Consider the following 24312-nt stretch of genomic DNA (forward strand, 5'->3'; position numbering starts at 1 on the left):
ACGTCAGAGCGACTCGACGCGCTTCTTGAGACCCTTCAGCGCGGTGTCGATGAGGATCTTCTCGCCCTTGCGCTTGAGCATGCCGATGAGCGGGATGCTCACGTCGAGGGCGAGGCGATAGGTCACCTCGGTGCTGCCGTCGCCCCGGTCCACCAAGGTGTACGCCCCGTCGAGCATGCGGAGCATGTTGCCCTCGACGAGGGTCCAGGTGACCTCACGGTCGCCGTCCCAGTCGTAGGCCAGCGTGTACTCGTCCTTGATCGGCGAGACGTCGAGCGCGAAGTAGACCTGGTCGGCCCGGCCGCCGGATCCGGCCGCGGTGACCTCCGCCTTCTGCACTCCCTTGGCCCACTCGGGGTAGGACTCGAAGTCGGCGATGACGGCCATGACATCGGCCGGCGGGGCGTCGATCGTGATCGACGAGGAGGTCTGTTCGGCCATGCGCCGGAGCCTAGCCCACCGACCCGGGCGTGCCCGGTGCCCGGACCCGAGCGATAACGTGCGCCATGCAGTGACCACGAGCAGGAGGTTCCACCGTGCGCGAGTTCTCGACGCCGCTCTCGATCGCCGTCCCCACCACCGGGAACCTCACCGACGACGTCGTCGACAACGCCCGTGAGGCCGGCTCCACCGCCGTCTTCAGCCGCCGCACGCCGGACGGCTGGGTGGACGTCACAGCCGCGGAGTTCCACGACCAGGTGCGCGCTGTCGCCAAGGGCCTGATCGCGGCCGGCGTCGCAACCGGCGACCGCGTCGCGCTGTTGTCCAAGACGCGCTACGAGTGGACCCTCTTCGACTACGCGATCTGGTTCGCCGGCGCCGTGACCGTGCCGATCTACGAGACCTCGTCGGCCGAGCAGATCGGCTGGATCCTCCAGGACTCGGATGCGCGCGCGGTCGTGGCCGAGGGTGCGGACCACCTGGCCCGGGTGCGGGAGGCTCGGGAGTCCGGTGACCTTGCCGAGCTCCAGCACGTGTGGTCGATCCAGGACAACGCCGTCGACGTGCTCGGCCGCCTCGGGTCCGACATCTCCGACGCCGTCCTCGAGGAGCGGCGTACGACGGCGACGCCCCTGGACCTCGCCACCCTCATCTACACGAGCGGCACCACCGGCAAGCCCAAGGGCTGCATGCTGACCCACGGCAACTTCATGTTCGAGCTCGGCGTCGCCGTGGACGAGCTCAGCGAGCTCTTCGACACCGAGGGCGCCTCGACGCTCCTCTTCCTGCCGCTCGCGCACGTCTTCGCCCGGATCATCCAGGTCGGCGCGGTGAAGAGCCGTACGAAGATGGGGCACAGCGCCGACATCAAGAACCTCGTCGCCGACCTCGGCGAGTTCAGGCCGACGTTCATCCTCGCCGTCCCGCGCGTCTTCGAGAAGGTCTTCAACACCGCCTCGCAGCGTGCCACCGCCGACGGCCGCGGCACGATCTTCGACCGCGCGGCCGACGTGGCGATCGCCTGGTCGCGGGCGCTCGACGGCAAGCGCGTGCCGGTGCGGCTGCGCGCCCAGCACGCCCTCTTCGACAGGCTCGTCTACGGCAAGCTGCGCCAGGCCCTCGGCGGGTCCTGTGCCTACGCCATCTCCGGCGGCGCTCCCCTGGGCGAGCGGCTCGGCCACTTCTACCGCGGGATCGGCCTCAAGGTGCTCGAGGGCTACGGCCTCACCGAGACCACGGCCGCCCTCACCGTCAACCTCCCCGACGCGCAGAAGGTCGGGACCGTGGGGCGCCCGCTGCCGGGCACGAGCGTGCGCGTGGGTGACGACGGCGAGCTGCTCTTCCGAGGTGGACAGGTCTTCGCGGGCTACTGGGCCAACGAGGCCGCGACCAGCGAGGCGCTGGACCGCGACGGCTGGTTCCACACCGGCGACGTCGGCGAGGTCGACGACGAGGGCTTCGTCCGGATCACCGGACGCAAGAAGGAGATCATCGTGACGGCCGGAGGCAAGAACGTCGCTCCGGCCGTGCTCGAGGACCGCCTGCGGGCCCACGCCCTCGTCGACCAGTGCCTCGTCGTCGGCGACGGGCAGCCCTTCATCGGCGCCCTCGTGACGATCGACCGCGACACCTTCCCCGCCTGGGCCGAGCAGCACGGCAAGTCCTCCCACGTCGCCGACCTCCTGGAGGACCCGGACCTCGTGGCGGCCGTCCAAGGGGCTGTCGACGACGCCAACAAGGCCGTGTCCAAGGCGGAGGCGATCCGCAAGTTCACCATCCTTCCCGGCGAGTGGACCGAGGAGGGTGGGCAGCTCACCCCGAGCCTCAAGCTCAAGCGCAACGTGGTGGTCCGCGAGGCCCGCGGCGAGATCGAGGCGCTCTACCTCGGCTGACGCGTGTCGCTGCGCGGTGGTGCTGGCCGAACCATGCCGGACTAGACAATGACTAGGTCTGACTAGTCACTTCGGACTACCCCTGGGCCACCTTCGGGTGGTTTGACCGGTTTAGCCCCCGGTGCCACAGGCGACGCCCTAAATTCGTGTCGCTGCGAGGAATCGGGTCCTCCAGACGGTCCGGCGAGAGGGGTGTCAGTGATGCGACGACGCAAGAACCGTGAGCGGGGTGCCGCGGCGGTCGAGTTCGCCCTGGTCTCCCTCATCCTGATGACCCTGGTCGGAGTGATCTTCCAGTTCGCGATCTACCTGTGGGCGTTCCAGGCCGCATCGAACGGCGCCCGCGAGGGCGCCCGCGCCTGGGCCGTCAACCCGTGTGCGACGACGAACTCCGCGAAGGTGCTCACGGCCGTCTCGCCTGCCGCTCGCACAGGGTCCGTCACTGCCACGGCAGCCTTCGTCAAGGGAGCCGGCAACATCGCCACAGGGCGTGAACCCGGTGACCAGGTCACCGTCACGGTGAAGATGAAGGCGAAGGCGCTCGGCTTCAACCTCGTGCCCGGTTGGGACTACAACGCCAACATCACCAAGACCGCCACCGCGCGCGTCGAGGACGTCCAGGGGTGCCCGTGATCACGCTGCGCAGCTTCCAGAAGCCGATCGCCAGTCGCCGACGCGACGAGTCGGGCGCCATCGCGGTGATGGTCGCGCTGATGTCCATGGTCATCCTCGGCATGGCGGCCGTGGCGATCGACGTCGGCCAGGTCTACGCCAAGCGCGCGTCCCTCCAGAGCGCGGTCGACCAGGCAGTCCTCGCCGCCGCCGCCGAGCTCGACGGCACGACCGTCTGCACGGCCGGTGCCATCACCGCGGCGAAGCAGTACCTGATCGACAACTGGATCGACCAGGGCGGTGACCCCAAGGTCCTCGGCGACATCAACCTGGCCGGAACCGCCAAGGACGGCAACGGCTTCATGAACTGCAACAAGTGGCGCGTGGACCTGTACGCCCCCACAGCCAAGGTCAACCTCGGCCTGGCCAAGGCTGTCACTGACGAGACCACCATCAACGTCCCTGCCCACGCGGCGGCGGAGATCCGCTCCCCCCGCCTCGGCACGCTGCCCTTCTACGCGACACCGTCGTGCAGCAACGGCCTCCAGGTGCTCTCCACCGACAGCAGCGGTCACTCCGCGCCGCCGGTGATCCCACTCACTCCGTTCAGCTCTCCGCTCAACAGCTCGAACCTGACTGCACTGTCCGTGGCGTCGACGCCCACCGGGACGGCGGTGCCGTCTCTCGTCATCACCGGAACCAACTTCAACACGCCCACACCCGTCACCGCGGTGGGCTTCACCACCGCGTCGGGCGACCACTTCCAGGTGGCCGTCGGCAGCGGTGCCACCATCAACTCCGCGACCCAGATCACGGTCGCCCCGGTGCCGGTGGGCGTGACTGACTTCCCTGACATCTGGTACGTACGGGTGCTCAAGGGCGGGCTCTGGTCGACCAACGACGGCAACGCGACCACCGGTGTGAAGAAGTTCACCGTCGGCGACGAGAAGCTGTACTGCCTCGACAGCGTGACCGGCAACTTCGGTTCACTCGCCATCGAGCGCACCCCGACCGTCACCCCCAGCTCGTTGATCGCCCTCAACACCGCCCTGGGCGTCGACCACGAGCTCGGCACCATGCCCAACGCACCGCTGGCTCCCAACCTCTGCAACGGCGTGACCGGCGCGATCCAGGCGCCCATCGACGGCCAGAACTGCGTCGAGACCGACACAGGGCTGCCGGCCAATGCCCTCGAGGAGGGCATGATCACCGGCATCAGCGGCTACCCCGGACGTCTCAAGAAGCCGCCCACCTCGCCCTGCACACGCGCCAACGTGACCGTGTCCGGCCACAGCCTCAACGACGACGTGCTGAGCTGCTTCTTCACCAACCCCAGCATCCGCGTCGGTGACGTCACCAAGGCGACGTACACCGGTGAACCCGTCATCAGCCCCGCCATCTTCCAGTCGCCCCGCTTCGTCTGGGTGCCGCTCATCACCTCGCCGCCGAGCGGCAAGAAGGACGTCTCCATCCAGGGCTTCAAGCCCGGCTTCATCACCGACCAGCCTGCCTCGGGAACGAGCGGCTCCTCGGGGGCCACTGTGACGGTCCCCAACGGGCTGACGCTCTCCGGCACCAAGGTGCGGGAGATGAAGATCTGGTTCATCAACCCCGACGCGCTGCCTGCAGGCACGACCGCCGAGGGTCACGAGGTGGCCTACCGCGGCTCTGGCGCCAAGGTCATCGTCCTCGTCGACTGAAGCCGCCCGACACCTCTTCAGAATCTCCCAGTCCACTCTCGAGTGAAGGAACCACTTCATGGCTCGCCGCTCCGCGCTGCTCATCGCAGCCGTCCTCATCGCCGCCATCGGCACCGCAATGATCGTGCTCTACGTCAAGGGGATCGACGACCGCGCGACCCAGGGCCAGGAGCTGGTCGAGGTCCTCACCGCCACCGCGGTGATCGAAGCCGGTGAGACCGTGAGCGCGGCCCAGGAGGCAGGCAAGTTCGAGGCCAAGCAGGTGCGGCGCGAGGACATGGTCGCCGGCGCCCTCGACAGCACCGAGTCGATCGCCGACCTCGTCGCGCTCGGCACCGTGTTCCCCGGCGAGCAGGTCATCTCCGACCGGTTCGGGGCGCTGGGCAGCATCGAGAACCTCGTCATCCCGGACGACAAGATGGCCGTCTCGGTCGAGCTCACCGACTTCGAGCGCGTGGCGGGCTTCGTCAACCCCGGCTCCGAGGTGGCGATCTTCGGTACTGCCGCCTCCCCCATCCGCCGACTCCCCGACGGGACCGAGCAGACGCTTTCCTCGGTCACCCGGATCATCCTCCCGCGCATTCCCGTGATCGGTGTCGGCACGACATCCGTCACGTCGCGAACGGTCACGGAGGGCGAGGAAGGCGCGCAGGTCACCGAGCAGGTCGCGCGGACCATCCTGACGGTCGCCGTGACGCAGGAGGAGGCCGAGCAGCTGGTGCTGGCGGACCGCACCCTCGAGCTGACCTTCGCCCTGCTCGGCAGCGAGACCAAGTCGCAGGACAAGGCCGGAGTCAACCCGGTCGACATCCTTCCGGAGACGTTCAGGGGGACCGCTGGATGACCGCAATCGTGGAGACGGATCGGTCTCGGTTGAGCGTGCTCCAAGCCATGCTCCACGGCTCCGTTCCTCTCGAGTCCATGGAGGCCCTCAGCGAGCACGTCGCTGCAACGCCCCAAGAGTTCGCGGTCGTGATCGGCCCGTCCGTGCCGGTCGACGACGCGGCGGTCTTCGCCCAGTGGGCTCGCGTCCACAAGCCCGACCTCGGCGTCATCCTGCTCCGGGAGACGGTGGACGCTCGCGCACTGTCGACCGCGCTGCGCAGCGGGATGCGCGAGGTCGTGGAGTCGCGCGACCTCGCCGGTCTCACGACAGCGGTGAGTCGCGCCCGGTCCGTGTCCTCGGCGATCTCCCAGCAGATCGAGGACGAGGCCCAGGCAGCTGCCAAGGCTGCAGCCTCGGCGGCCCTCACTGCGGCCCGGGCCCAGGCCGACGCAGAGCGGGTGGAGGCCGAGCGCCCCACTGGTCAGATGATCACGGTGTTCTCCACCAAGGGTGGCGTGGGCAAGAGCCTCATGGCGGCGAACATCGCGGTGTCGCTCGCAGACGCGGGCAGCTCGGTGTGCATCGTCGACCTCGACGTCAACAACGGCGACATCGCGATCATGCTCCAGCTCACCCCGATGCGGACCCTCAACGATCTCGCCGCCTTCCACGGCGACATCGACGTGGAGGCCATCGAGACCCTTGTCACGCCCTACTCCAAGACACTGAGCATCGTGGCGGCGCCCGTGCACCTCGACTCCCCCGACCAGGCGACCAACGAGGACATCGCCACGCTGCTCGACCTGCTCGTGCGGGTCTACGACTACGTCGTCGTGGACACCTCGGGCGTGTTCGACGACCACGCGCTCACCGCCCTCGACCGCACTGACACGCTGGTCCTCGTCGGCACGCTCGACATCCCTGCCCTCAAGGGCCTGAAGCTCGCGACCCAGACCCTCGAGCTGCTCAACTTCCCCCGTGAGAAGTGGCGGTTCGTGCTCAACCGGGCTGATGCCAAGGTTGGCCTGTCCGTCGACGAGTACGAGTCGACGCTGGGCCTGAAGGCCGACTGCTCGCTGGTCTCCAGCCGCGAGGTGCTGACCGCTGTCAACCGCGGTGAACCACTGGTGCGTGCCTACGCCGGCCATCCGAACAGCAAGGCGATCAAGGCGTTCGCCCACTCGATCGCGGGTGCTGCCCGTGCCGCCGAGGCGGACGCGGATGCGGACGGCAAGTCGCGCTCCTCCGCCAACCGATTCCGACTGAGGAAGGCCTGACATGGGTCTCACCGACAGACTGGCTGCTGCCCAACGAGCCCGATCCGACGCGCCTGAGGTGCCGCAGGAGAAGTCGCCGGCGACCGCCTCGTCAGCGGCGGCCGCCAAGCCTGCCAAGAAGACACCCACGCGCGACCCCTTCGAGGACGTCAAGCGCGTCGTCCACGCGCAGCTGGTGGCCTCTCTCGGCCCCAAGCTCTACGACGTCCACATGACGCAGAGCGAGCTCGAGAGCAACGTCCGCCTGGCGCTCCAAGGGGCAGTCGCAGCCACCGAGGTGGTGATGTCGGGCGCTGACCGCACCCGGATCACCCAGGAGATCTCCGACGACATCCTGGGCTACGGCCCGCTGGAGCCGCTCCTGCGCGACGGTGACCTCTCCGAGGTGATGGTCAATTCCTTCGACTCGATCTACGTCGAGCGGAACGGCAAGCTGGTCAAGACAGGCACGTCCTTCTCCGACGAGGCACACCTGCGCCGCACCATCGACAAGATCGTCGGCAAGATCGGACGTCGCGTCGACGAGGCGAGCCCGATGGTGGACGCACGCCTGCCCGACGGCAGCCGCGTCAACGCGATCATCCCGCCCCTCGCCCTGGACGGGTCCAAGCTCACCATCCGCAAGTTCTCCGAGGACCCCTACACGGTCCAGGACCTGATCAACTTCGGCAGCCTCACGCCCATGTCGGCCAGCCTGCTCGAGGCATGCGTCAAGGGTCGGCTCAACATCCTGGTGTCGGGAGGTACGGGTGCCGGCAAGACCACGACGCTCAACGTCCTGTCCTCCTTCATCCCCGACGACGAGCGCATCGTCACCATCGAGGATGCAGCCGAGCTGCGACTCGGTCAGGACCACGTGCTCCGTCTGGAGTCCCGACCGCCCAACATCGAGGGCAAGGGAGCGGTGCTCATCCGCGACCTGGTCAAGAACTCGCTGCGTATGCGTCCCGACCGCATCGTCGTCGGCGAGATCCGTGACGCCGCCGCGCTCGACATGCTCCAGGCCATGAACACCGGTCACGACGGGTCGATCTCGACGCTCCACGCCAACACTCCGCGTGACGCGCTCGCCCGTCTGGAGACGATGGTGCTGATGGCCGGCATGGACCTGCCGGTGCGCGCCATCCGTGAGCAGGTGTCGAGCGCCGTCGACCTGATCATCCAGCAGACGCGACTGAAGGACGGTTCGCGTCGCATCACCGCGATCACCGAGATCGTCGGCATGGAGGGCGACATCATCACCACGCAGGACGTGTTCCTCTTCGACTACGCCGCCGGCATGAACGACGAGGGCAAGTTCCAGGGGGGTCTCGTGTCGACCGGGCTCCGGCCACGCTTCCTGGAGCACCTTGCCGACCACGGTGTGCATGTCGACCCGGCCGTCTTCGCCACAGGAGCCGGGCGATGAGGATCGCCACGTCGATTGCTGCCTGCGCCCTGACGCTCGGTGCCCTCTGCACCGGACCGGCTGCCTTTGCGGCGGACGAGATCAGCATCGACCACGTGCAGTCGGAGGGTGGCACGGTCTCCCTCCTGCTCGGCGTCGACCAGCTTCCCGCCGGAGCCACCGCCGACCTCGACACCGTCGAGGTCACGGTCAACGGAGACACCGTCGATGCCTCGGCGGAGAGCGTCGAGGGAGGCCCGGTCGAGCGCACGACGATCCTCGTCCTCGACGCCTCCAACAGCATGTCCGGGGAGAAGCTCGCCGCTGCCACCAGCGCGATCGACGCGTTCCTGACGGCCGCTCCTGAAGACGTGCAGATCGGCCTCGTCACCTTCGCCGGCACCGTCCAGGAGAGCATCTCCCCCACGACTGACCACCAGTCGATCATCGACACGTTGGCCGAGGTCGAGCTCAAGGCCGGGACCAAGCTGTACGACGCGGTTGCGGCAGGTGCCGACCTCGCCGGTGATGAGGGCGCGCGCTCCCTCCTCGTGCTCTCCGACGGCGCTGACACCGGCAGCGCCACCACGATCGACGAGCTGTCGACCCAGGCCACCGACGCCGGCGTCGTCGTCGACGTGGTCGCACTGGCGCAGTCCGCCGAGCAGCAGGCCACCCTCGACGGACTCGCCTCCGCCGCGGGCGGCCGGGTCATCCCGGCGGACCCTGCAGCGCTCAGCGACGTGTTCTCCGCCCAGGCAGAGGCGCTCGCGTCCCAGGTCGTGGTGACCTTTGACCTGCCTGAGGGCGTCTCGGGTGAGCAGACCGTCGAGGCCTCGTTGTCCGCCGGCGGGTCCACCTTCACCGATTCCGCCTTCGTGTCCCTTGCCAGCTCGGAGTCGGGGTCGGCGGCCGGGCTGGAGGTGATCGAGCCCGGGAGTCCGATGATCGGGCGCAGCGGCCTGTTGCTCGGGCTGCTGGCGTTCGGGCTCGGTCTCGCCGGAGTGCTGGCCTTCGCGCTCGGCGGAGGAAGCAGCAGGTCGCTGAGCGACCAGCGACTCAACAACTACTTCGCCAACAGCGCCGACGGAGCCAAGGCGAAGGGCGGACGACGCAACCAGCCCAAGGCCCAGGGCAGCCTGAGGGACGCGGCTGTGGGTATTGCCGGCCAGATGGTCAAGGGTGACTTCGAGGACCGCCTGACCAAGAGACTGGCGGGCGCGGGAAGCTCCCTCAAGCCCGCAGAGTGGCTGTTGCTGCACGCAGCCATCGCGTTCGGCGCAGGATTTGCGGGTCTGATCCTCAAGGGTGGCGCGCTCATGGTCATCCTGTTCATCGTCGGCCTCGTGCTGCCGTGGTTCTGGCTCAAGCGCAAGCACGCGAAGCGACTCGCCGCATTCAACGCGCAGCTGGCCGAGACCCTGACGCTGATGGCAGGCGGCCTGTCGGCAGGACTGTCCCTTCCGCAGGCCGTTGACACAGTCGTCCGCGAGGGTCACCAGCCGATGGCGGGAGAGCTCGGGCGAGCGCTCATCGAGCAGCGCCTCGGCATCCCCATCGAGGAGACCCTCGACAACGTGGCCGAGCGCATGGAGTCGGAGGACTTCGGCTGGGTGGTCATGGCTATCCGCATCCAGCGCGAGGTGGGAGGCAACCTCGCCGAGCTCCTCAACACGGTCTCCGACACCCTCCGCGACCGGGAGTACCTGCGCCGGCAGGTGCGCGTGCTCAGCGCCGAAGGTCGGTTCTCCGGCTATGTGCTGACCGCGATGCCGATCGCCCTCTTCTGCTACATGCTGGTCTTCCGGGGCGACTTCGTCGAGCCTCTCTACACAACAGGCAGCGGATACCTGCTGCTGGGTATCGCCATCATGATGCTGGCAGGCGGTAGTTTCGTGATGTCCCGACTCACCAAGATCAAGGTGTGACCGACATGTTGTTGTTGCTGGGAGCCGGTCTCCTCTTCGCCGCGCTGGTGCTGGCGCTCTCCATCATGGGGGTGCTCACCTCGGAGCGTCGCGCCGTCGCGCGGTCGGTCGCCGCGGTGCAGGCCATGAACTCCGCACCGAGCATCATCTCCGACGAGCTGGAGCGACCTTTCACCGAGCGCGTCATCGCGCCGCTCGGCGGGCGTCTGGTCGGTGTCGGTCGCAAGATCACGCGCGCGGACACGGCCACCAAGATTGGCCACCGACTCGACATCGCCGGCAACCCACCCGCGTGGGACGTCAACCGCATCATCGGGCTCAAGGTCCTCGGCCTGGGCGGGGTGGGCGTCATGGGACTCCTGTTCTGCCTGGGTCAAGGCTTCCCTCCGAGCCGCGTTCTCCTCTACACCGCCGGTTTTGCCGCCTTCGGCTACGTCCTTCCCAACCTCTTGTTGAAGAATGCCGGCGACAAGCGCGAGAAGCTCATGCGCAATGCGCTCCCGGATGCCATCGACCTCCTCACGATCTCGGTCGAGGCGGGCCTCGGATTCGACGCTGCCGTCGCGCGGGTTGCGAAGAACACCACCGGACCCATGGCCCAGGAGTTCGCACGCCTTCTCCAGGAGATGCAGCTCGGCATCGGAAGGGCCCAGGCGATGCGTGCCATGGGCGAACGCACCAGCCTTCCCGATCTGAAGTCCTTCTGCCTGGCCATGGTCCAGGCAGACAGCCTCGGAATCCCGATCGCACGCGTGCTCCGCATCCAGAGCCACGAGATGCGCACCAAGCGGCGCCAGCGTGCAGAGGAGGCGGCCCAGAAGGTGCCCGTCAAGATCCTGTTCCCGGTGATCTTCTTCATCCTGCCCACCGTCTTCATCGTCGTGATCGGCCCTGTGTTCCTGTCGATGGGCGACCTGTTCGGCAGCCAGTGATCCTCGACCTGATCGCGTCGGCGACACCCAGCAACTCCGCCCAGCGCACCTGGCGGATCACCACAGCGGTCCGGGTCTTCGCGATCGCACTTGTCCTGGGTCGAACCCTCTCGGCCGACGGACTGGGTCGCGTGGCCGTCCTGCTGATGGTCCTCGTCCTTGTCGCGACGCTTGCGAGCCTGGTCGAGGGAGTGGGCACCGAGTCCGTCCAGCGGTGGGTTCCCATCACCGAGGCACTCCTGGTGGGCGCCGTGGTGGCTGCGGACCCCTCCGCAGACGAGTCGATCCTCCTCTACCTGGCTGTTCCACCACTGGTAGCAGGGATCCGGCACGGATGGCTCTCGGCCGCCAACTCCTTCCTCGTCTCCACCGCCGCGGTCCTGATCGGCGGACGCCTGGCCGATGAGCCGCCCACCCAAGACGTGCTGCAGGCTGCCGGTTTCTGGCTGGTGACGGGCCTGGGGATCGGCGTCCTGGCCGGGGTTCAGACGCGCAGCATCCGCACCCTCGAGCAGAGCCAAGCCCCCTACGTCGCCACACACCAGCTGATGAGCCAGCTCCATGACCTGGCCAGTCGCGGCGAGGTCGGGCTCGACAGCGTGAAGCTCGCCACCGAGCTCGTCGGCCGCCTCCGGGACGCCACCGGCGCGACGGGGGTCGCGGTGTACGGCCACGCCTGGGGGCAGCCCCTGGTCCAGCTCGCCGGCCACGGCGACACGTCGTCGCTCGCCAGCCATGCCCTGGGGGCCAACCACCAGCGCGTGGACGATGTCCTCGTGATCGGGCTCCGGGGTGCCGGGCACCAGCTCGGGAGCGTCGTCCTCCGCATCCCCGGCGTCTGGACGGCCGAGTCCCGCGCGGCCGCCCAGATCGTGGCGGACGAGTTCGCCCTACGGCTGGACACAGCCGTTCTGTTCGACGAGGTACGTCGTCTCGCCACTGCCGAGGAGCGCAAGCGGATCGCGCGCGAGATGCACGACGGAGTCGCCCAGGAGCTCGTCGCCCTCGGCTACATCGTCGACGAGATCACGTCGGTCTCGGACGAGGCGCAGACCCTTGCACTCGCAGAGACCCTGCGGCAGGAGATCAGCCGGGTCGTTGCTGAGATCCGGTACTCCATCCTGGACCTTCGCCACCACGTCGCCGAGCACCGCCTCTCCGGATCGCTCGCCGACTACGTCCGCCAGGTGACCCAGGACATGGACCTCCGGGTGAACCTCGTGCTGGACGAGTCAGGGCCATCCCTTCCGCCACGCACCGAGTCCGAGCTGCTGCGTGTGGCTCAGGAAGCCATCAGCAACGTGCGCAAGCACGCCCGGGCCGACAATCTCTGGGTCACCCTCATCTCCGACGGATCCACCCTGCTCCTCGAGGTGAAGGACGACGGGGTCGGCAAGGCTCGCCCCAAGGAGCGCCACTGGGGGCTGGAGAGCATGCAGGAGCGAGCCGCCGGCATCGAGGCCTCGCTCGAAGTCACCGCACGGGCTGGTGGAGGAACCATCGTCCGCCTCCAGTCACCGCCTCAGACCACCGTCACCAAGGAGTTCGCATGACCACCCGTGTTTTGCTCATCGACGACCACGAGCTGATCAGGCAGGGTCTGGCGCGCGCGTTCGAGCGCGACGCCGAGATGACGGTGGTCGGGCAGGCCTGCTCCGTCGCCGAGGGCGTCGCAGCCTTCGACGAGCTCGAGCCACACGTCATCGTCACTGACCTGGAGCTGCCCGACGGACACGGCCTCGAGGTCGTGAGAAGGGTTCGCGCGACGACCGACAGTGTCGGTCTGGTCGTGCTGACCATGCACGCGGGCGACGACCAGATCTTCGCCGCCATGGAGGCGGGCGCATCAGCCTTCGTGGGCAAGGACAGCAAGGCCACGGACGTCGTGAGTGCGGCTCGGCATGCGGCCGTCGCTCCGCGCACGTTCTTGTGCGCCGGACTGAGCGCCGCGATGATGCGCCGCGCCACCAGCCCAGCACCCCCGAAGCTCTCCGGCCGCGAGGAGGAGGTGCTGTCACTGCTCGCCGACGGCCTCGGCACGGGAGAGATCGCAGGCAGCCTCTTCATGAGCGAGTCGACCGCCAAGACCCACATCACGCACATCTACCAGAAGCTCGGCGCTGCCAACCGCGCGCAGGCGCTCGTGGCGGCCATGCGGCTGGGGCTGCTGGACCGCGCCTCGCCGCAACGCTTCTGAGGCACCGCCGACTGGAACCAGGCATGGGCTCGGTGGGTGGGCAGGGATAGTCACAAGGGACTATGCATCCGCGGCCGATCACCCGATTCGACATCCTGCCGAACTTGGCAGAGTTCTCTTCGACGGGTCCTCGTGGGGGCTCGGATCCGAGACTCACCACACTGACCCAAAGGGGAATCCCATGCTCGAGAAGTTCATCACCCTCATGATCGCCGGCCCGAAGCGCGACGAGAAGGGCGCCACCGCCACCGAGTACGGCCTGCTCGTCGGCCTCATCGCGCTGATCATCGTCGTCGGCGTCAGCTTCTTCGGCGACGCCCTCAACGACTTCTTCCAGGGCCTGGGTACCACGGTCGGCAGCTGGTAATCACCACCTCGTGACGAGGCCGACCACTCCGTCACGGAGTGGTCGGCCTCTCGCATTCTCCGGAGAGGAGAAACCCATGGACAACAACAACGCAGGTCCCAGCCGCGACGACCGCGGTGCCACCGCGACCGAGTACGGCCTCCTGGTTGGTTTCATCGCCATCGCGATCGTCGCCGGCGTCAGCTTCTTCGGCGATTCGCTCAACGACTACTTCCAGGGTCTGGGCACCTGGCTCACCACCGTCATCTGACGGCCGAGGCAGTACTGCTCCAGGACGGTGGGCCGGGGGGCTTCACCATCGCGACCTGACAGCGGCGTGGGGCCGTCGGCAGACGTCGCACAGCACGATCGCACGTCACTGAAGGCGACCGGGTCCCCCGGTCGCCTTCAGTGTCGTGCGGGCCGCGCGCCCTCGGTCCCTTCGGGTCGGCATCGGTCAGGCCAGCGCGCGCAGCTGGGTCCGCCACTGCTGGGTGAGCCTGCGCTGGGACAGCCCCGACCGGCGCAGCGCGTCGACCACCGACAGTCCGGTGGCAGCGGCGGCGTACGTCTCGACCAACGCACCCTCGCCCAGCGTCTCCGCGATGATGCGGCAGGCCAGCCACGCCTCCTCGTAGCGCGCCTGGAGATCCGGCGCGCGCGTGTCGAAGTCGGCCGCTGACGGCAGCTCGGTCGGGACCCCGTCGCCGCGGGCCGCCTCGATCGCCCGACCCAAGGTCGTCCGGTCGGGGAGATGCGTGTCCCGCAGGGCGACGTAGTCCGCGAAGCCCTCCAGGAGCCAAGGTTCGATGGGGGTTCGTGCCGCATCCGTGGCGACGTGCACCAGCTCGTGGCTCATCACCACCTGCGCCCCCGCGCGACGCAGCCCGGCCGTCACGTCGGGGTTGACGAAGACGTGGACCGGAGCATCAGGACCAGTGCCGCTGCCGGCAGTCGTCGTCACTGCGGCGATGGAGGCGTACGTTCCGGGAACCGCACCCAGGGTCTCGTCCAGGTCAGCCGCGCTCGCCGGAACCTCGACCACGACCGGCGAGCTCCAGTCGGTCAGGACGCGGCTCACGACGCCGATCCCGCGCGCCACCCGATCTGCGACCGCCTCAGCCTCAGCCGGCGCGCCGTCGACGAGGACGAGCACGCCATCGGCACGGGCCACTGACAGCTCGTCGCGCAGCCACAGCGGGACTCTGCCCGTGCCAGCCGCACGGAAGCCCGTCACCCCGAGACCGTCGTCGTCCGGGGCGAAGGCCACCGCGATGTCGGCTCGCGACGGCTCGGCGTCGAGGCCACCGAACTGCCAGGTCAGGTCGACGATCCCCGTCCAGGAACCATCCGCAGCGACGGTGCCGACCTGGTCGACGTACCGTGCCGTGACCCCGCGCAGGTCCAGCGAGTCGGCGTTGCGGGCGATGCTGGTGAGCCTCTCCTCCGCGTCCGTGTCACCCGCTGGCGCAAGCCCGGCGAGGGTCTCGGCGTCGCGGGCGTCCACACCATCGACGAACGACGCCACGGCGGCGGCCGCGGCCGCGGGACTGGCGCGGGGCACGTCGGCGGGACGTGGCGCGACCTCGTACCGGTCCCCGCGGGTGAGGACGACCGCGCCCACGGCGATCAGGCACAGCGAAAGGCCGGCCGCCCACCAGAGTGAGCGACCGGCCTTCGACGTCTGCGTGTCAGCCAGGGCGGACTGCGCCGACGTAGGGCATCGAGTAGAGGCCGGACACGGCGACCCCGGTGCCGGGGTTGGCCGCGTGGACGATCAGGCCATTGCCGATGTACATGCCGACGTGGCTGATCGGGCTGTAGTAGAACACCAGGTCGCCGGGCTGCAGGTCGCCCGCGGCGATGCGGGGCCCCGAGCCGAACTGGGCGCTCGAGGAGTGCGGCAGCGAGACGCCGGCCTGGGCCCAGGCACGCATCGTCAGGCCGCTGCAGTCGAAGGCGTTCTCGCCCATCGCGCCATAGACGTAGGCGTCACCGACCTGCGCCATCGCGTACTGGACAGCCGCCGCCGCGCGGCCGGAGGCCGGGACCGAGGCGGGCATGCGGGCGGTGCCGCTGCGGGAGGCCAGCAGGCGGTCACGCTCCTCGGCCTCGAGGTCGGCGAGCACGGTCTTGGCCTCGGCCAGCTTCTCGTCGACCGTGCTCTTCTCGGCGCTCAGCTGCTCGGTGAGCTCGGCGATCTCGTTGGTGCGGGCATCGGTGGCCTCGCGTCGGATCTCGAGGGCCTCGAGCTCGGTGTCGTAGTCAGAGAGCAGGTTGGCCTGCAGGTCGTTGAACGACGACATCGTGGAGAGGGTGTCGAGGAACGAGCCGGGGTCCTCCGAGACGACGATCTGACCGACGGTCGAGATGCCCTCACCCTCGAGCTGGCGCACGACGGCGTCGGAGACCTGGTCGCGCACGGCCTCGAGCTGCTCGTCCTGACGGGCCTGGTCGGCCTTGAGGCCGGCGAGGTCACGGCGCAGGTCGACGAGGTCGAGCCGGGCGTCGTGCAGACGCTCCTGGGCAGCCTCGGCCTCGTGGTAGAGGCGATCGACGCGCGCCTTGACGTCCTTGATGTCCGGTTCGGCCAGCGCGGGGGTCGCGGGCACGAATGAGATGGCAGCGATCGCGCACAGGCCGAGTACGGCCGCGCCAACTCGCTTGCGGGTGTGAGCCACGAGCGGGGGTTCTCCCTCAAATTGTCGTACGCCTACCAGGTGAGCTGACGGGTTCGGCACGACGTGTCCTACCCCTGCTCCACGCACCGCTCGCGCAGTGCGCCTTGCAGGGGATTCACCCCAGGGGGAAGTGTGGTTCCCCGGCTCGTCGACCACGGTGGTGCGGGGGTGTGGACGACGACTCGGCGCGGCTTCCGAGCGGGTCGGTTGACCCACTTCCACGGAAGCCAGCCCACAGACTAGACCGGTTGCCGGGGGCTCGCCAATCTTCGACGCATGTTCTCGGCATGTGTCTCACGCCGACTCGACGACGGGCCCCGCGACCGGCTCGACCATCCGAAGGGGTGGCACCAACCCGCCCGAGGCCAGCACGTCGAGCGCGGCCATCTCGTCGTCGTCGATGGTGATCTCGGGAGGTGGGCCCAGGAGCACCATGACCACGCAGTCGTGGCAGTGCAGCCCGCGCACCATGCAGGTGTCGCAATCGATCCGTGTCGTCATGGTGGGAACGGTGACAGAGCCCACCGACAACGGGCCCGCGGCGTGTCGCGAGCCGGCGTGGCAGACCCCTCAGGCGGAGATGATGGCGGTCAGCGTGGACGGCGGCACGGCCCGCGCCCCACTGCGTACGACATCCCTGACCACCGCCTGGTCTCCGCTGACGACGACCACCACCCGGCCACGAGGTTCTGCTGCGACCAGCTGCCGGATCACGTCGTCCGCGATCACGCCCTCCGGGCTGAAGACGACCCGGACGCCACGCGGCGCGGGCATCGCAGTCCTGGTCGTCGACTCGGCCGCGTCGAAGACGACGGTGGTCTCCGCGCCGGACCGGGCGACGAGTGGGCCGAGCGCAGCGACCAGCCGGCTGCGCTGCGCCTCGAGGCTGGCCGAGGGCCACGCCTGCTTGGTGACGTTGTAGCCGTCGACGATCAGCCGGGCGCGAGGAAGGGCGAGCGTCTGCTCGAGCAACGCGGGCGACGCCGGCGCGCTGGAGGCCGGAGCGGCATCGACGCCGGCCAGCTCTGCCTCCACTGCACCGCCGGGCACACCCGTCACTGCGGGCAGGCCGAGCTCGCGACGCAGACCGGTCGCCGACTCGACGACGGCGTCGAGCAGCAGGCGCACCCGGATCGTCCCGGCATCGCGCTCGGAGCGGGAGTCACGGCGCGTGGCAGCGAGCGCGGTCTCCGCCTCCTCGAGCTGCGCGCGGAGGCGGCGTACGTCTGCGTCCGCGGCCCGGGTCGCCGTCTCGGCCGCAGCCAGCGCCTCGTCGCGTGCCGCGAGTGCGGTGTCGCGCTGGTCCTCGGCACCTCGGAGCACACCGCGCGCCTCGCCCAGCCGTTGGCGCAGGACCTTGTAGTCGGACCGTGCACGGTCGAGCTCGTCCTTGTGCTCGGCGCGCAACGATGCGACCTCTGCCTGGAGGGACGCCACCTGGGCGGCGAGCCGGCCGATCTCGGCCTGGACCACGTCGTCGCGGGTGACACTGTCGTCCAACGATTCCGTCGCCGTGCTGACGACGCTCTCCCACCCCTCGTCACGGACCAGCCACGCCCGTGCGGCAGCGTCGACGGGGTCGTCCTCACCTGCCGGAAGTGCGGCGACCTGGACCGCGGCGTGCCCGCGGAACTCGTCCTCGGCGAGGGCCTCCCAGATCAGCCCTCCCCCGAGCCGCGCTCGGCGTGCGGGCGCGAAGTCGGCCACTTTCCGCAGACGCGCCGGGACCGGCGTGATCGTCGGTAGGACGGCGGAGACCAGGGCGACCACCCGCAGGCGCAGCCGCTCCGGGAGGACCGCCGACTCCGTCACCGAGGGACCGTCACCCGGCAGCCGGGTCGCCGGCCGTGTCGGCAGAGGCCCGGTCGACGGTCTCGATGGCGTCGGCCCGCCCGCACCAGCGGCACGAGACGGCCTCGACCGTCTCGGCGAGCACCGTCTCCTCCTCGACCTGGTGGTCGCCGGAGAGGTCGAAGTGCCAGTACTCGGTCGTACGGCGGGTGCGGGTGACATCGAAGCGAGTGAGGTTGCCGCACCCGGCGCAACGCCAGCGCTGGGACGCATCAGGAAGCAGAGGATTCACGCTCGCAACCCTAGCGGCGCGCCCGATCCACCACGTGCGACGTCTGCCTGCCGGGTGTTCGCGGCGATTCGCCGTGAGCACCTGTCGGTTCACGGCATCCTGTGCGCATGAAGCTCAGTAGTGACTCGCGCTCGCTGGCTGCGATGGTGCCCGTCGCCCTCCTTCTGTGCTCCATCGCTGTCCATGGATTCCAGATCGTCGCCCACGAGGACGATCCCCAGCGGAGCGGGGCGTTCGCGATGTTCTCGACCATCGACATCGGTGCCACGAGAAAGATCGTCGTCACTGCACAGGACGGGGCCGTGCTGCTGGAGCTCCCTGAGTCCATGGGTCAGCAAGGCCTGAGCCTGCTCGACCGTCCCTCCGAGAAGGCTGCCACGAGCTTCGTGTCCGAGCTGACGGAGCTCACCTGGACGGTGGCCGACGGCGTGGCCACCGAGGGAGGGTCGGAGACGTTCGACGGACTTCGGCTGCAGGTGGTGGGGCTGGGCAACGAGGGTCGGACGCTGCACCGCACCGTGCTCGTCGACGTCGTCGTGGGGCCGAGCTCGTGATCGACCAGTTCCTGGCCCGACTCAACGAGCCACGGTTCGGCATCACCTTCCTCACGGCCGTCACGTCGTTGGTGATGGCGAGCCACTGGCCGCCCATGGCAGTTCCGAGCCTCGCGCTCCTCGCCCTGTTCGTGGCGCGGCCCAACGTCGCTGCGCACCCGGCGGTGTGGTGGATCATGGCTGTGGCCTGGTTCGCCGCCCAGGTGGTGGTCCCGGAGCGCATGGAGGACCACGTCCCGCTCTTCGCGATCTGGCTGGTGGCGGTGGCGCTGTGTCTCCACCGCCCTGCCGAGGAGTTCCTCGCGGCGGCAGCCTTCCAGGCACGGATGCTGGTGGGAGTGACGTTCGGCGCGGCAGTCGCGTGGAAGGTCTACTTCGGCACGTACCTGGACGGAGTCACACTGTGGACCTACATGATCGCCGACGAGCGGTTCCGGCCCCTGTCGACAGTCCTTGGCCTGTCCGATGACGCGATCCAGGCGGACCGCAAGGAGATCTCGCAGCTTCTCTCGGGTGATCGGGCCGTCGCGGTGCTGGAGTCGTCCGGTCTCACCGTGACGGGCATCGTGGCCGTCTCGGTGCTCACGCTCGTCCTCGAGATCGTCATCTCCCTGTCGCACCTTGTCTCCGACCGGAGCAGGCTCGCACGCCTGCGCCTTCCCTCCCTCGTGCTGTTCGGCGTGGTGACGTACGGGGTGGTGCCTGTGCTCCCGTTCGCACTGCTGCTCGCGCTGTTCGCGATGACCGTCGCCGGGTGGCGACGTGACGTCATGTGGGTGTTGCCCACGTTCATGATCGTCATCGCGATCCGTGTGGCCACGTTGGCCTTCTGATGTCGGTGGGGACAGCTAGCGTCCCCCGCATGAGCACCACCGCCCACCGCACCGCGCGGGAGACCTCCCGCTGGGAGGTGCAACGCAGCTTCGACGAGCTGGGGCGGCCGCTGCGGGACCTCACCTTCTGCGTGGTCGACCTCGAGACGACCGGCGGTTCGGCGTCCGCGGGCTCGATGATCACCGAGATCGGTGCGGTGAAGGTGCGTGGCGGCGAGGTGCTCGGCGAGTTCCAGACGTTGGTCAACCCGCACGCCGAGATCCCCGCGTTCATCGCGGTCCTCACCGGGATCAGCAACTCGATGGTCCACGACGCACCGCCGATCGAGTCGGCCCTGCCCTCGTTCCTCGAGTTCGCAGCGGGCTGTGTCCTCGTGGCCCACAACGCCCCCTTCGACGTCGGCTTCCTGCAGCACTTCGCGCGCGCGCAAGGTCGCCCCTGGCCGAAGTTCGAGGTGCTCGACACGGCCAAGCTGGCGCGTCGGGTGATCACCCGCGACGATGCGCCCAACTGCAAGCTGTCGTCGCTGGCGAAGGCCTTCAACTCCGCGACGACCCCCAACCACCGCGCTCTGTCCGATGCGCGGGCGACCGTCGACGTCCTGCACGGGTTGATGGAGCGCCTCGGCGGACTCGGCGTGCACACGCTGGAGGAGCTCCAGACCTTCTCGGCACGGGTGAGCACGGCGCAGCGACGCAAGCGCCACCTGGCAGAGGGGCTCCCCCACTCTCCTGGCGTCTATCTCTTCCGCGACGACCGCTCCCGAGTCCTCTACATCGGCACCTCACGTGACCTGCGCACCCGCGTCCGCACCTACTTCACAGCGTCCGAGACCCGCACTCGGATGGGCGAGATGGTCGGACTGGCCACGTCCGTGACCGGCATCGAGTGTGCGACCCCCCTGGAGGCCGAGGTCCGCGAGCTGAGGCTGATCGCCGAGCACAAGCCCAAGTACAACCGCCGCTCGCGCTTCCCGGAGAAGGTCCACTTCGTCAAGCTGACGCGCGAGGCCTGGCCGCGCCTGTCGCTGGTGCGCAAGGTGCTCGACGACGACGCCGACTACCTCGGCCCGTTCTCGTCGAGGAAGACCGCGGAGAAGTGCCTGGCTGCCCTCCACGACACGTTCCCGGTGCGCCAGTGCAGCGGCACGATGGCTCGAGTCCCGTCCGGGTCGGCGTGCGTGCTGGCGGAGATGGGTCGCTGCCTCTCCCCCTGCGACGGCTCGACCGGCGCGTCGACCTACGCCGCCGTCGTGCGCCAGCTGCGCGACACGTTGCTCCGCAGCCCCGAGGAGGTGGTCGAGGCGATCAACCTGCGGATGACCGCCCTGGCCGACCTCGAACGCTTCGAGGAGGCCGGGGTGCACCGCGACCGGCTCGCGACGTTCGTACGGGCCGCCGCTCGCACCCAGCGGCTCTCCGCCCTCACCCGATGCCAGGAGATCGTCGCGGCACGCCGCGAGGACAGCGGACGCTGGTCGGTCCACGTCGTACGCCACGGACGACTGGCCGCCGCAGGAGTGATCCCTCGCGGCAGCGACGCCCACCAGTACGTCCGCGAGCTCACCGCCAGTGCGGAGACAGTGGGCTCGGCACCCGGCCCCGTGCCGGCTGCCACGGCGGAGGAGTCCGAGAAGATCCTCCGGTGGCTCGAGTCACCGGGCGTGCGCCTCGTCGACGTCGACGGCGAGTGGATCTGCCCGTTGGGCGGCGCTGCGCGCCACCTGGCGCTCTACGACGCGGCGAGCGAGTCGAGGCTGTCGCTCGTGCCCTTCGACGAGCGGTCGCCACGTGCGGCGAATGGCTGAAGTGATGTGCCTACTCCCGTGCGGTCAGAACAAATAGGCGACCTACACAGTCATATCTCCGAATGGCACTCGCCTCGGAGTGACTTGTCACCACGGTCGGCGTCTCTGCGACCCGCAGCGCCACACACTCCTCAGCGACGGTCAAACGGTCCGCAGATAGCCGCCCGCCCTTCAACGTCATGAGCAGCGTCCGCGTCACGGCCGACTCGGTGGCGGACTCTAGCCATACCGCCTCTGCCCCAGACGCACCCGTCGCGGTACTCGCTGCAAGGACGCGTGCCGGATCGACAGTTGACCATCCGCCCATTTGAGACCTGAAAGGCGTAATACACCCCAGCAAAATGACGCACGCCATGAAGACTCCGAGCAGCGCGCCGCCGAGCCGTAGCGGCAAGGTTGCTTGAGTGGCCTGTACGGCCGCCGACACACCCACAACGGCGAGGTAACTCAATCCAAGGGCAGCGCTGTGCCACAACAACTTGGAAGGGTAATAGGCGGTCAAAGAAATGTTGCCGGTAGCTGACAGGACGGCTGCGAAGAGGGCAGGGGCAAGAAGCAACCCACCCGCAGCAAGAGCACGTCGCTGAGGCAAACGCCGGAGCACGAATGCAGCAGCACCAAGCGAACCCACCAGCACGATCCAGGCCGGCTCAGACACCACGCCCTCAGCCGTTGTCGCCGCAATTCCAGGTCCCGCAACGACAGCCAGTACAGGCGGAAGGGACGCCAGGGCACCCACCGAGGCGATCGCGGCAGCGACGGTCTTCGCCCGCCAGTCGCGACGAAAGAGCTGCCAGCCGAAAACCGCGGCGGGAACAGCTACCGCGGGAAGGAGTAACTGCCACGTATGGGCCATTAGGACTACGCCGCTGATAAGCACGACGAAACTTTCGAGAGTTCGCCGTCTGATTACGCATTCCCGTGCCACCACCGCAAGTATTACCGACGCAAGTATTGAAGTTTGAAACCCCAAAGCCATGGTGTCCGCCATGAAGCGAGGCGTCATGACCGCGAACCCAGCAACAAGTGCAGCGCCAGCCTCGACGCGCTTCACCTGCGGTGAGACGATCCTTGCAAGCGAGGCGGCGAAGTTGCTGGTAGCCAAAACAAGAAGCACAAAGAGAAGCCAAGTCGCTCCCGCATTCACGCCTATGAACGACGAAAGGGACGATTCATCCACGCCATGATGTCCGAGTAGCCACACCAGCGAAACTCCAGTGTGCCAAGCTCTGGGATAGCTTGCGTCTGAATAGTCGAGAGTCTCAACGTCGACAATTTCAGCGACCAAGGCAAGGTGACGCACATTGTCACCACCAAGAAACCAGCCGACCCGCTCAGGCCCGCCGGACAGAAGGCCGACCAATCCAACAGAGAGCACCCACCCAGTGGGAAATAATCCCACCCAGCTGGGCGGAGGAGTAGACCGACCCGAGAACCACCAGGTCAACGCAGACATAACGGCGACAAAGAGCGACACCAGCGTCAGGACGACAACGGGGTGGCGAAGTGGTGCCTGTTCAATCTCCCCTAAGGCCAAAGTCGCAGTGGTCACGACCGCAAGGCCGACGAGTAACGCAGCCGGTAACTCCGACAACAACACCCGAGGAGAAAATCGCGGTGAGGTCACTGAGCCACAGTCCTAACGCTGGGCCGGTGAGGCAATCGCGCTAACCGTGTCTACATCGGGGCTGACTCTTGTCTGGGCACGCAAACGAGGAATAGCCGCCAGGACGGCTGGCGCGGCCGGCGTGTTTAGGACTGGGAAAGAGATCAGAACCGCTACGGGGATGAGCCAAGGCCTGCCAGACCGTCCGGCAACAACCACGACGGCAGCGGCGGCGGCGAGCTGGAAGTAGAGCCAGGGCTTGCCCCCGCCATTATCAATCATGAACGAGATCCACTCTCCCCACAAGCCAGGAGCCACGACAAACGAAACCACGACTATCGCGAGAGTTGCGAACACGGCACGAGCAAGTTTTTGCCAATCTCGCAAGATCGCAAAGTACAGCAAACCGATCCCGGGAGTCACCTTAGTTAGAATCAAGAAGCTCCAGAACTCTGGACGCTTAACACTCAAGGCGATCGCACCGGCCATGAGCAAGTAGATGTTCCCAATAATTAGTTCAGGAATGCACAACGCAAAGACGCACAGAGCCCAAGGCGTCCTCAGTGGCCAAACCAACCACGCAAGAATAATCGCCTCAACGAAGACCCAGAGTCCGTAAAATGCCGGAAACGACAAGGCAGTTAAGGGTGCAACGATCTGGGCGAATGCCGGGGAGTACAGGTAGGCATCCTTAGTGGCTGGCGCGTTCCTGTACAAGTCTTCTACGTGACCGGTTAACCAATACGCATGTGTGTCAGAGGCGAAGTTCACGAAGAAGCACAACTTGATCATAAAGCCCCAGATAACAAGGGCAAGCAGCCATGGAACAACCGCCCTGATCTGCGGGGAGTGGGGAGCGCGACTGGGGGCGGACACGTCAGCATCATCCAACATCCGGGAGGCCGTCCGACGACAAACGGCAAAAACGGTCAGTCCCCACCCAAACTGAACGCGGCGTCGAGGTCGTGGGTCGAGTATGCCCGGAATGCGATGTGCGTCTCGGTCTCTGACACTCCGTCGACCTTGTTCAAGCGATCGGCCACGACTGAGGCTACGTCTTCGTGCTGACGAACGCGCACCAACGCGATTAAGTCGATCTGGCCCGTCACCGAATAGACCTCACTCACGCCGTCGAGGGCCGCGATCTCCTCCGCTACCTCTGGGATGCGCGCGACGTCGGCCTTTACGAAGACGATGGCGGTGATCATG

24 protein-coding genes and 1 riboswitch are annotated in these 24312 nt (G+C 67.9%); of the genes, 15 read left to right on the top strand and 9 right to left on the bottom strand.

Annotated elements, in window-relative coordinates:
- Positions 1–3: 3 nt before the first annotated feature.
- Positions 4–441 carry an SRPBCC family protein gene (locus BM127_RS05815; protein WP_091195842.1) on the bottom strand — a complete coding sequence of 146 codons (438 nt, stop codon included), beginning with the start codon at positions 439–441 and terminating at the stop codon, positions 4–6.
- A gap of 95 nt (positions 442–536) precedes the next feature.
- On the opposite strand from BM127_RS05815, the gene BM127_RS05820 reads away from it, so the two are divergent.
- The 12 genes from BM127_RS05820 to BM127_RS05875 all read left to right on the top strand — a co-directional run bounded on the left by BM127_RS05820 (position 537) and on the right by BM127_RS05875 (position 13809).
- Positions 537–2333, top strand: a complete 1797-nt coding sequence (locus tag BM127_RS05820) for an AMP-dependent synthetase/ligase (protein ID WP_091195844.1) — start codon at positions 537–539, stop codon at positions 2331–2333.
- 201 nt (positions 2334–2534) lie between these two features.
- Complete coding sequence (locus tag BM127_RS05825; protein ID WP_091195847.1) at positions 2535–2966, top strand: TadE/TadG family type IV pilus assembly protein; 432 nt, start codon at positions 2535–2537, stop codon at positions 2964–2966.
- The gene (locus tag BM127_RS05830) at positions 2957–4645 is read left to right on the top strand and encodes a pilus assembly protein TadG-related protein (RefSeq protein WP_198554204.1); all 1689 of its coding nucleotides are present in this window, start codon (positions 2957–2959) and stop codon (positions 4643–4645) included. Before BM127_RS05825 ends, BM127_RS05830 begins: the two co-directional genes overlap by 10 nt.
- A gap of 58 nt (positions 4646–4703) precedes the next feature.
- On the top strand, positions 4704–5489 hold the full coding sequence (gene cpaB / locus BM127_RS05835) for a Flp pilus assembly protein CpaB (RefSeq protein ID WP_091195849.1): 786 nt from the start codon (positions 4704–4706) through the stop codon (positions 5487–5489).
- A 77-nt stretch (positions 5490–5566) separates the two neighbouring features.
- Entirely contained in the window at positions 5567–6748 is a 1182-nt protein-coding gene (locus tag BM127_RS05840; RefSeq protein ID WP_157829514.1) for a CpaE/TadZ family protein, read from the top strand.
- A 1-nt stretch (position 6749) separates the two neighbouring features.
- Positions 6750–8156: a TadA family conjugal transfer-associated ATPase gene (locus BM127_RS05845; protein ID WP_091195853.1), complete on the top strand. Its 1407-nt coding sequence runs from the start codon at positions 6750–6752 to the stop codon at positions 8154–8156.
- Entirely contained in the window at positions 8153–10063 is a 1911-nt protein-coding gene (locus BM127_RS05850) for a type II secretion system F family protein (RefSeq protein WP_091195856.1), read from the top strand. The genes BM127_RS05845 and BM127_RS05850 overlap by 4 nt, the downstream gene beginning before the upstream one ends.
- Positions 10064–10188: 125 nt before the next feature.
- A complete protein-coding gene (locus BM127_RS05855) occupies positions 10189–10995 on the top strand; it encodes a type II secretion system F family protein (RefSeq protein WP_175507330.1) in 807 nt (268 codons plus the stop codon).
- Positions 10992–12548, top strand: a complete 1557-nt coding sequence (locus BM127_RS05860) for a sensor histidine kinase (protein WP_091195861.1) — start codon at positions 10992–10994, stop codon at positions 12546–12548. The genes BM127_RS05855 and BM127_RS05860 overlap by 4 nt, the downstream gene beginning before the upstream one ends.
- Complete coding sequence (locus BM127_RS05865) at positions 12545–13192, top strand: response regulator transcription factor (RefSeq protein WP_091195863.1); 648 nt, start codon at positions 12545–12547, stop codon at positions 13190–13192. Before BM127_RS05860 ends, BM127_RS05865 begins: the two co-directional genes overlap by 4 nt.
- A 181-nt stretch (positions 13193–13373) precedes the next feature.
- Positions 13374–13559, top strand: a complete 186-nt coding sequence (locus BM127_RS05870) for a Flp family type IVb pilin (RefSeq protein WP_091195866.1) — start codon at positions 13374–13376, stop codon at positions 13557–13559.
- 76 nt (positions 13560–13635) lie between these two features.
- Positions 13636–13809: a Flp family type IVb pilin gene (locus tag BM127_RS05875; RefSeq protein WP_091195869.1), complete on the top strand. Its 174-nt coding sequence runs from the start codon at positions 13636–13638 to the stop codon at positions 13807–13809.
- 186 nt (positions 13810–13995) lie between these two features.
- Here BM127_RS05875 and BM127_RS05880 read toward each other — a convergent pair whose 3' ends face one another.
- From BM127_RS05880 to BM127_RS05900, 5 genes are all read right to left on the bottom strand, one after another.
- A complete protein-coding gene (locus BM127_RS05880; protein WP_091195871.1) occupies positions 13996–15162 on the bottom strand; it encodes a hypothetical protein in 1167 nt (388 codons plus the stop codon).
- A 67-nt stretch (positions 15163–15229) separates the two neighbouring features.
- Complete coding sequence (locus BM127_RS05885) at positions 15230–16150, bottom strand: C40 family peptidase (RefSeq protein WP_231263279.1); 921 nt, start codon at positions 16148–16150, stop codon at positions 15230–15232.
- A gap of 83 nt (positions 16151–16233) precedes the next feature.
- Positions 16234–16394: riboswitch (cyclic di-AMP (ydaO/yuaA leader) on the bottom strand.
- A gap of 119 nt (positions 16395–16513) precedes the next feature.
- A complete protein-coding gene (locus tag BM127_RS05890; protein ID WP_091195877.1) occupies positions 16514–16720 on the bottom strand; it encodes a hypothetical protein in 207 nt (68 codons plus the stop codon).
- Positions 16721–16789: 69 nt separating this feature from the next.
- On the bottom strand, positions 16790–18031 hold the full coding sequence (locus tag BM127_RS05895; RefSeq protein WP_101228775.1) for an NYN domain-containing protein: 1242 nt from the start codon (positions 18029–18031) through the stop codon (positions 16790–16792).
- A gap of 10 nt (positions 18032–18041) precedes the next feature.
- A complete protein-coding gene (locus BM127_RS05900; protein ID WP_091196846.1) occupies positions 18042–18302 on the bottom strand; it encodes a hypothetical protein in 261 nt (86 codons plus the stop codon).
- A gap of 107 nt (positions 18303–18409) precedes the next feature.
- On the opposite strand from BM127_RS05900, the gene BM127_RS05905 reads away from it, so the two are divergent.
- The 3 genes from BM127_RS05905 to BM127_RS05915 are packed head-to-tail and all read left to right on the top strand — an operon-like array spanning position 18410 to position 21497.
- Entirely contained in the window at positions 18410–18856 is a 447-nt protein-coding gene (locus BM127_RS05905) for a hypothetical protein (RefSeq protein WP_139227664.1), read from the top strand.
- On the top strand, positions 18853–19689 hold the full coding sequence (locus BM127_RS05910; protein WP_091195885.1) for a hypothetical protein: 837 nt from the start codon (positions 18853–18855) through the stop codon (positions 19687–19689). The genes BM127_RS05905 and BM127_RS05910 overlap by 4 nt, the downstream gene beginning before the upstream one ends.
- Positions 19690–19718: 29 nt before the next feature.
- Positions 19719–21497: a DEDD exonuclease domain-containing protein gene (locus BM127_RS05915; RefSeq protein WP_091195888.1), complete on the top strand. Its 1779-nt coding sequence runs from the start codon at positions 19719–19721 to the stop codon at positions 21495–21497.
- A 10-nt stretch (positions 21498–21507) separates the two neighbouring features.
- Here the strand turns inward: BM127_RS05915 and BM127_RS21805 are convergent, their stop codons facing one another.
- The 3 genes from BM127_RS21805 to BM127_RS05925 are packed head-to-tail and all read right to left on the bottom strand — an operon-like array spanning position 21508 to position 24311.
- Entirely contained in the window at positions 21508–23124 is a 1617-nt protein-coding gene (locus BM127_RS21805) for a hypothetical protein (protein WP_139227665.1), read from the bottom strand.
- 12 nt (positions 23125–23136) lie between these two features.
- Complete coding sequence (locus BM127_RS05920) at positions 23137–23979, bottom strand: glycosyltransferase family 87 protein (RefSeq protein ID WP_157829515.1); 843 nt, start codon at positions 23977–23979, stop codon at positions 23137–23139.
- Positions 23980–24032: 53 nt separating this feature from the next.
- The gene (locus tag BM127_RS05925) at positions 24033–24311 is read right to left on the bottom strand and encodes an Lrp/AsnC family transcriptional regulator (protein WP_091195892.1); all 279 of its coding nucleotides are present in this window, start codon (positions 24309–24311) and stop codon (positions 24033–24035) included.
- Position 24312 lies beyond the last annotated feature (1 nt).

It is taken from the genome of Nocardioides alpinus (assembly GCF_900112035.1).
In the GTDB taxonomy this organism is placed as follows: domain Bacteria; phylum Actinomycetota; class Actinomycetes; order Propionibacteriales; family Nocardioidaceae; genus Nocardioides; species Nocardioides alpinus.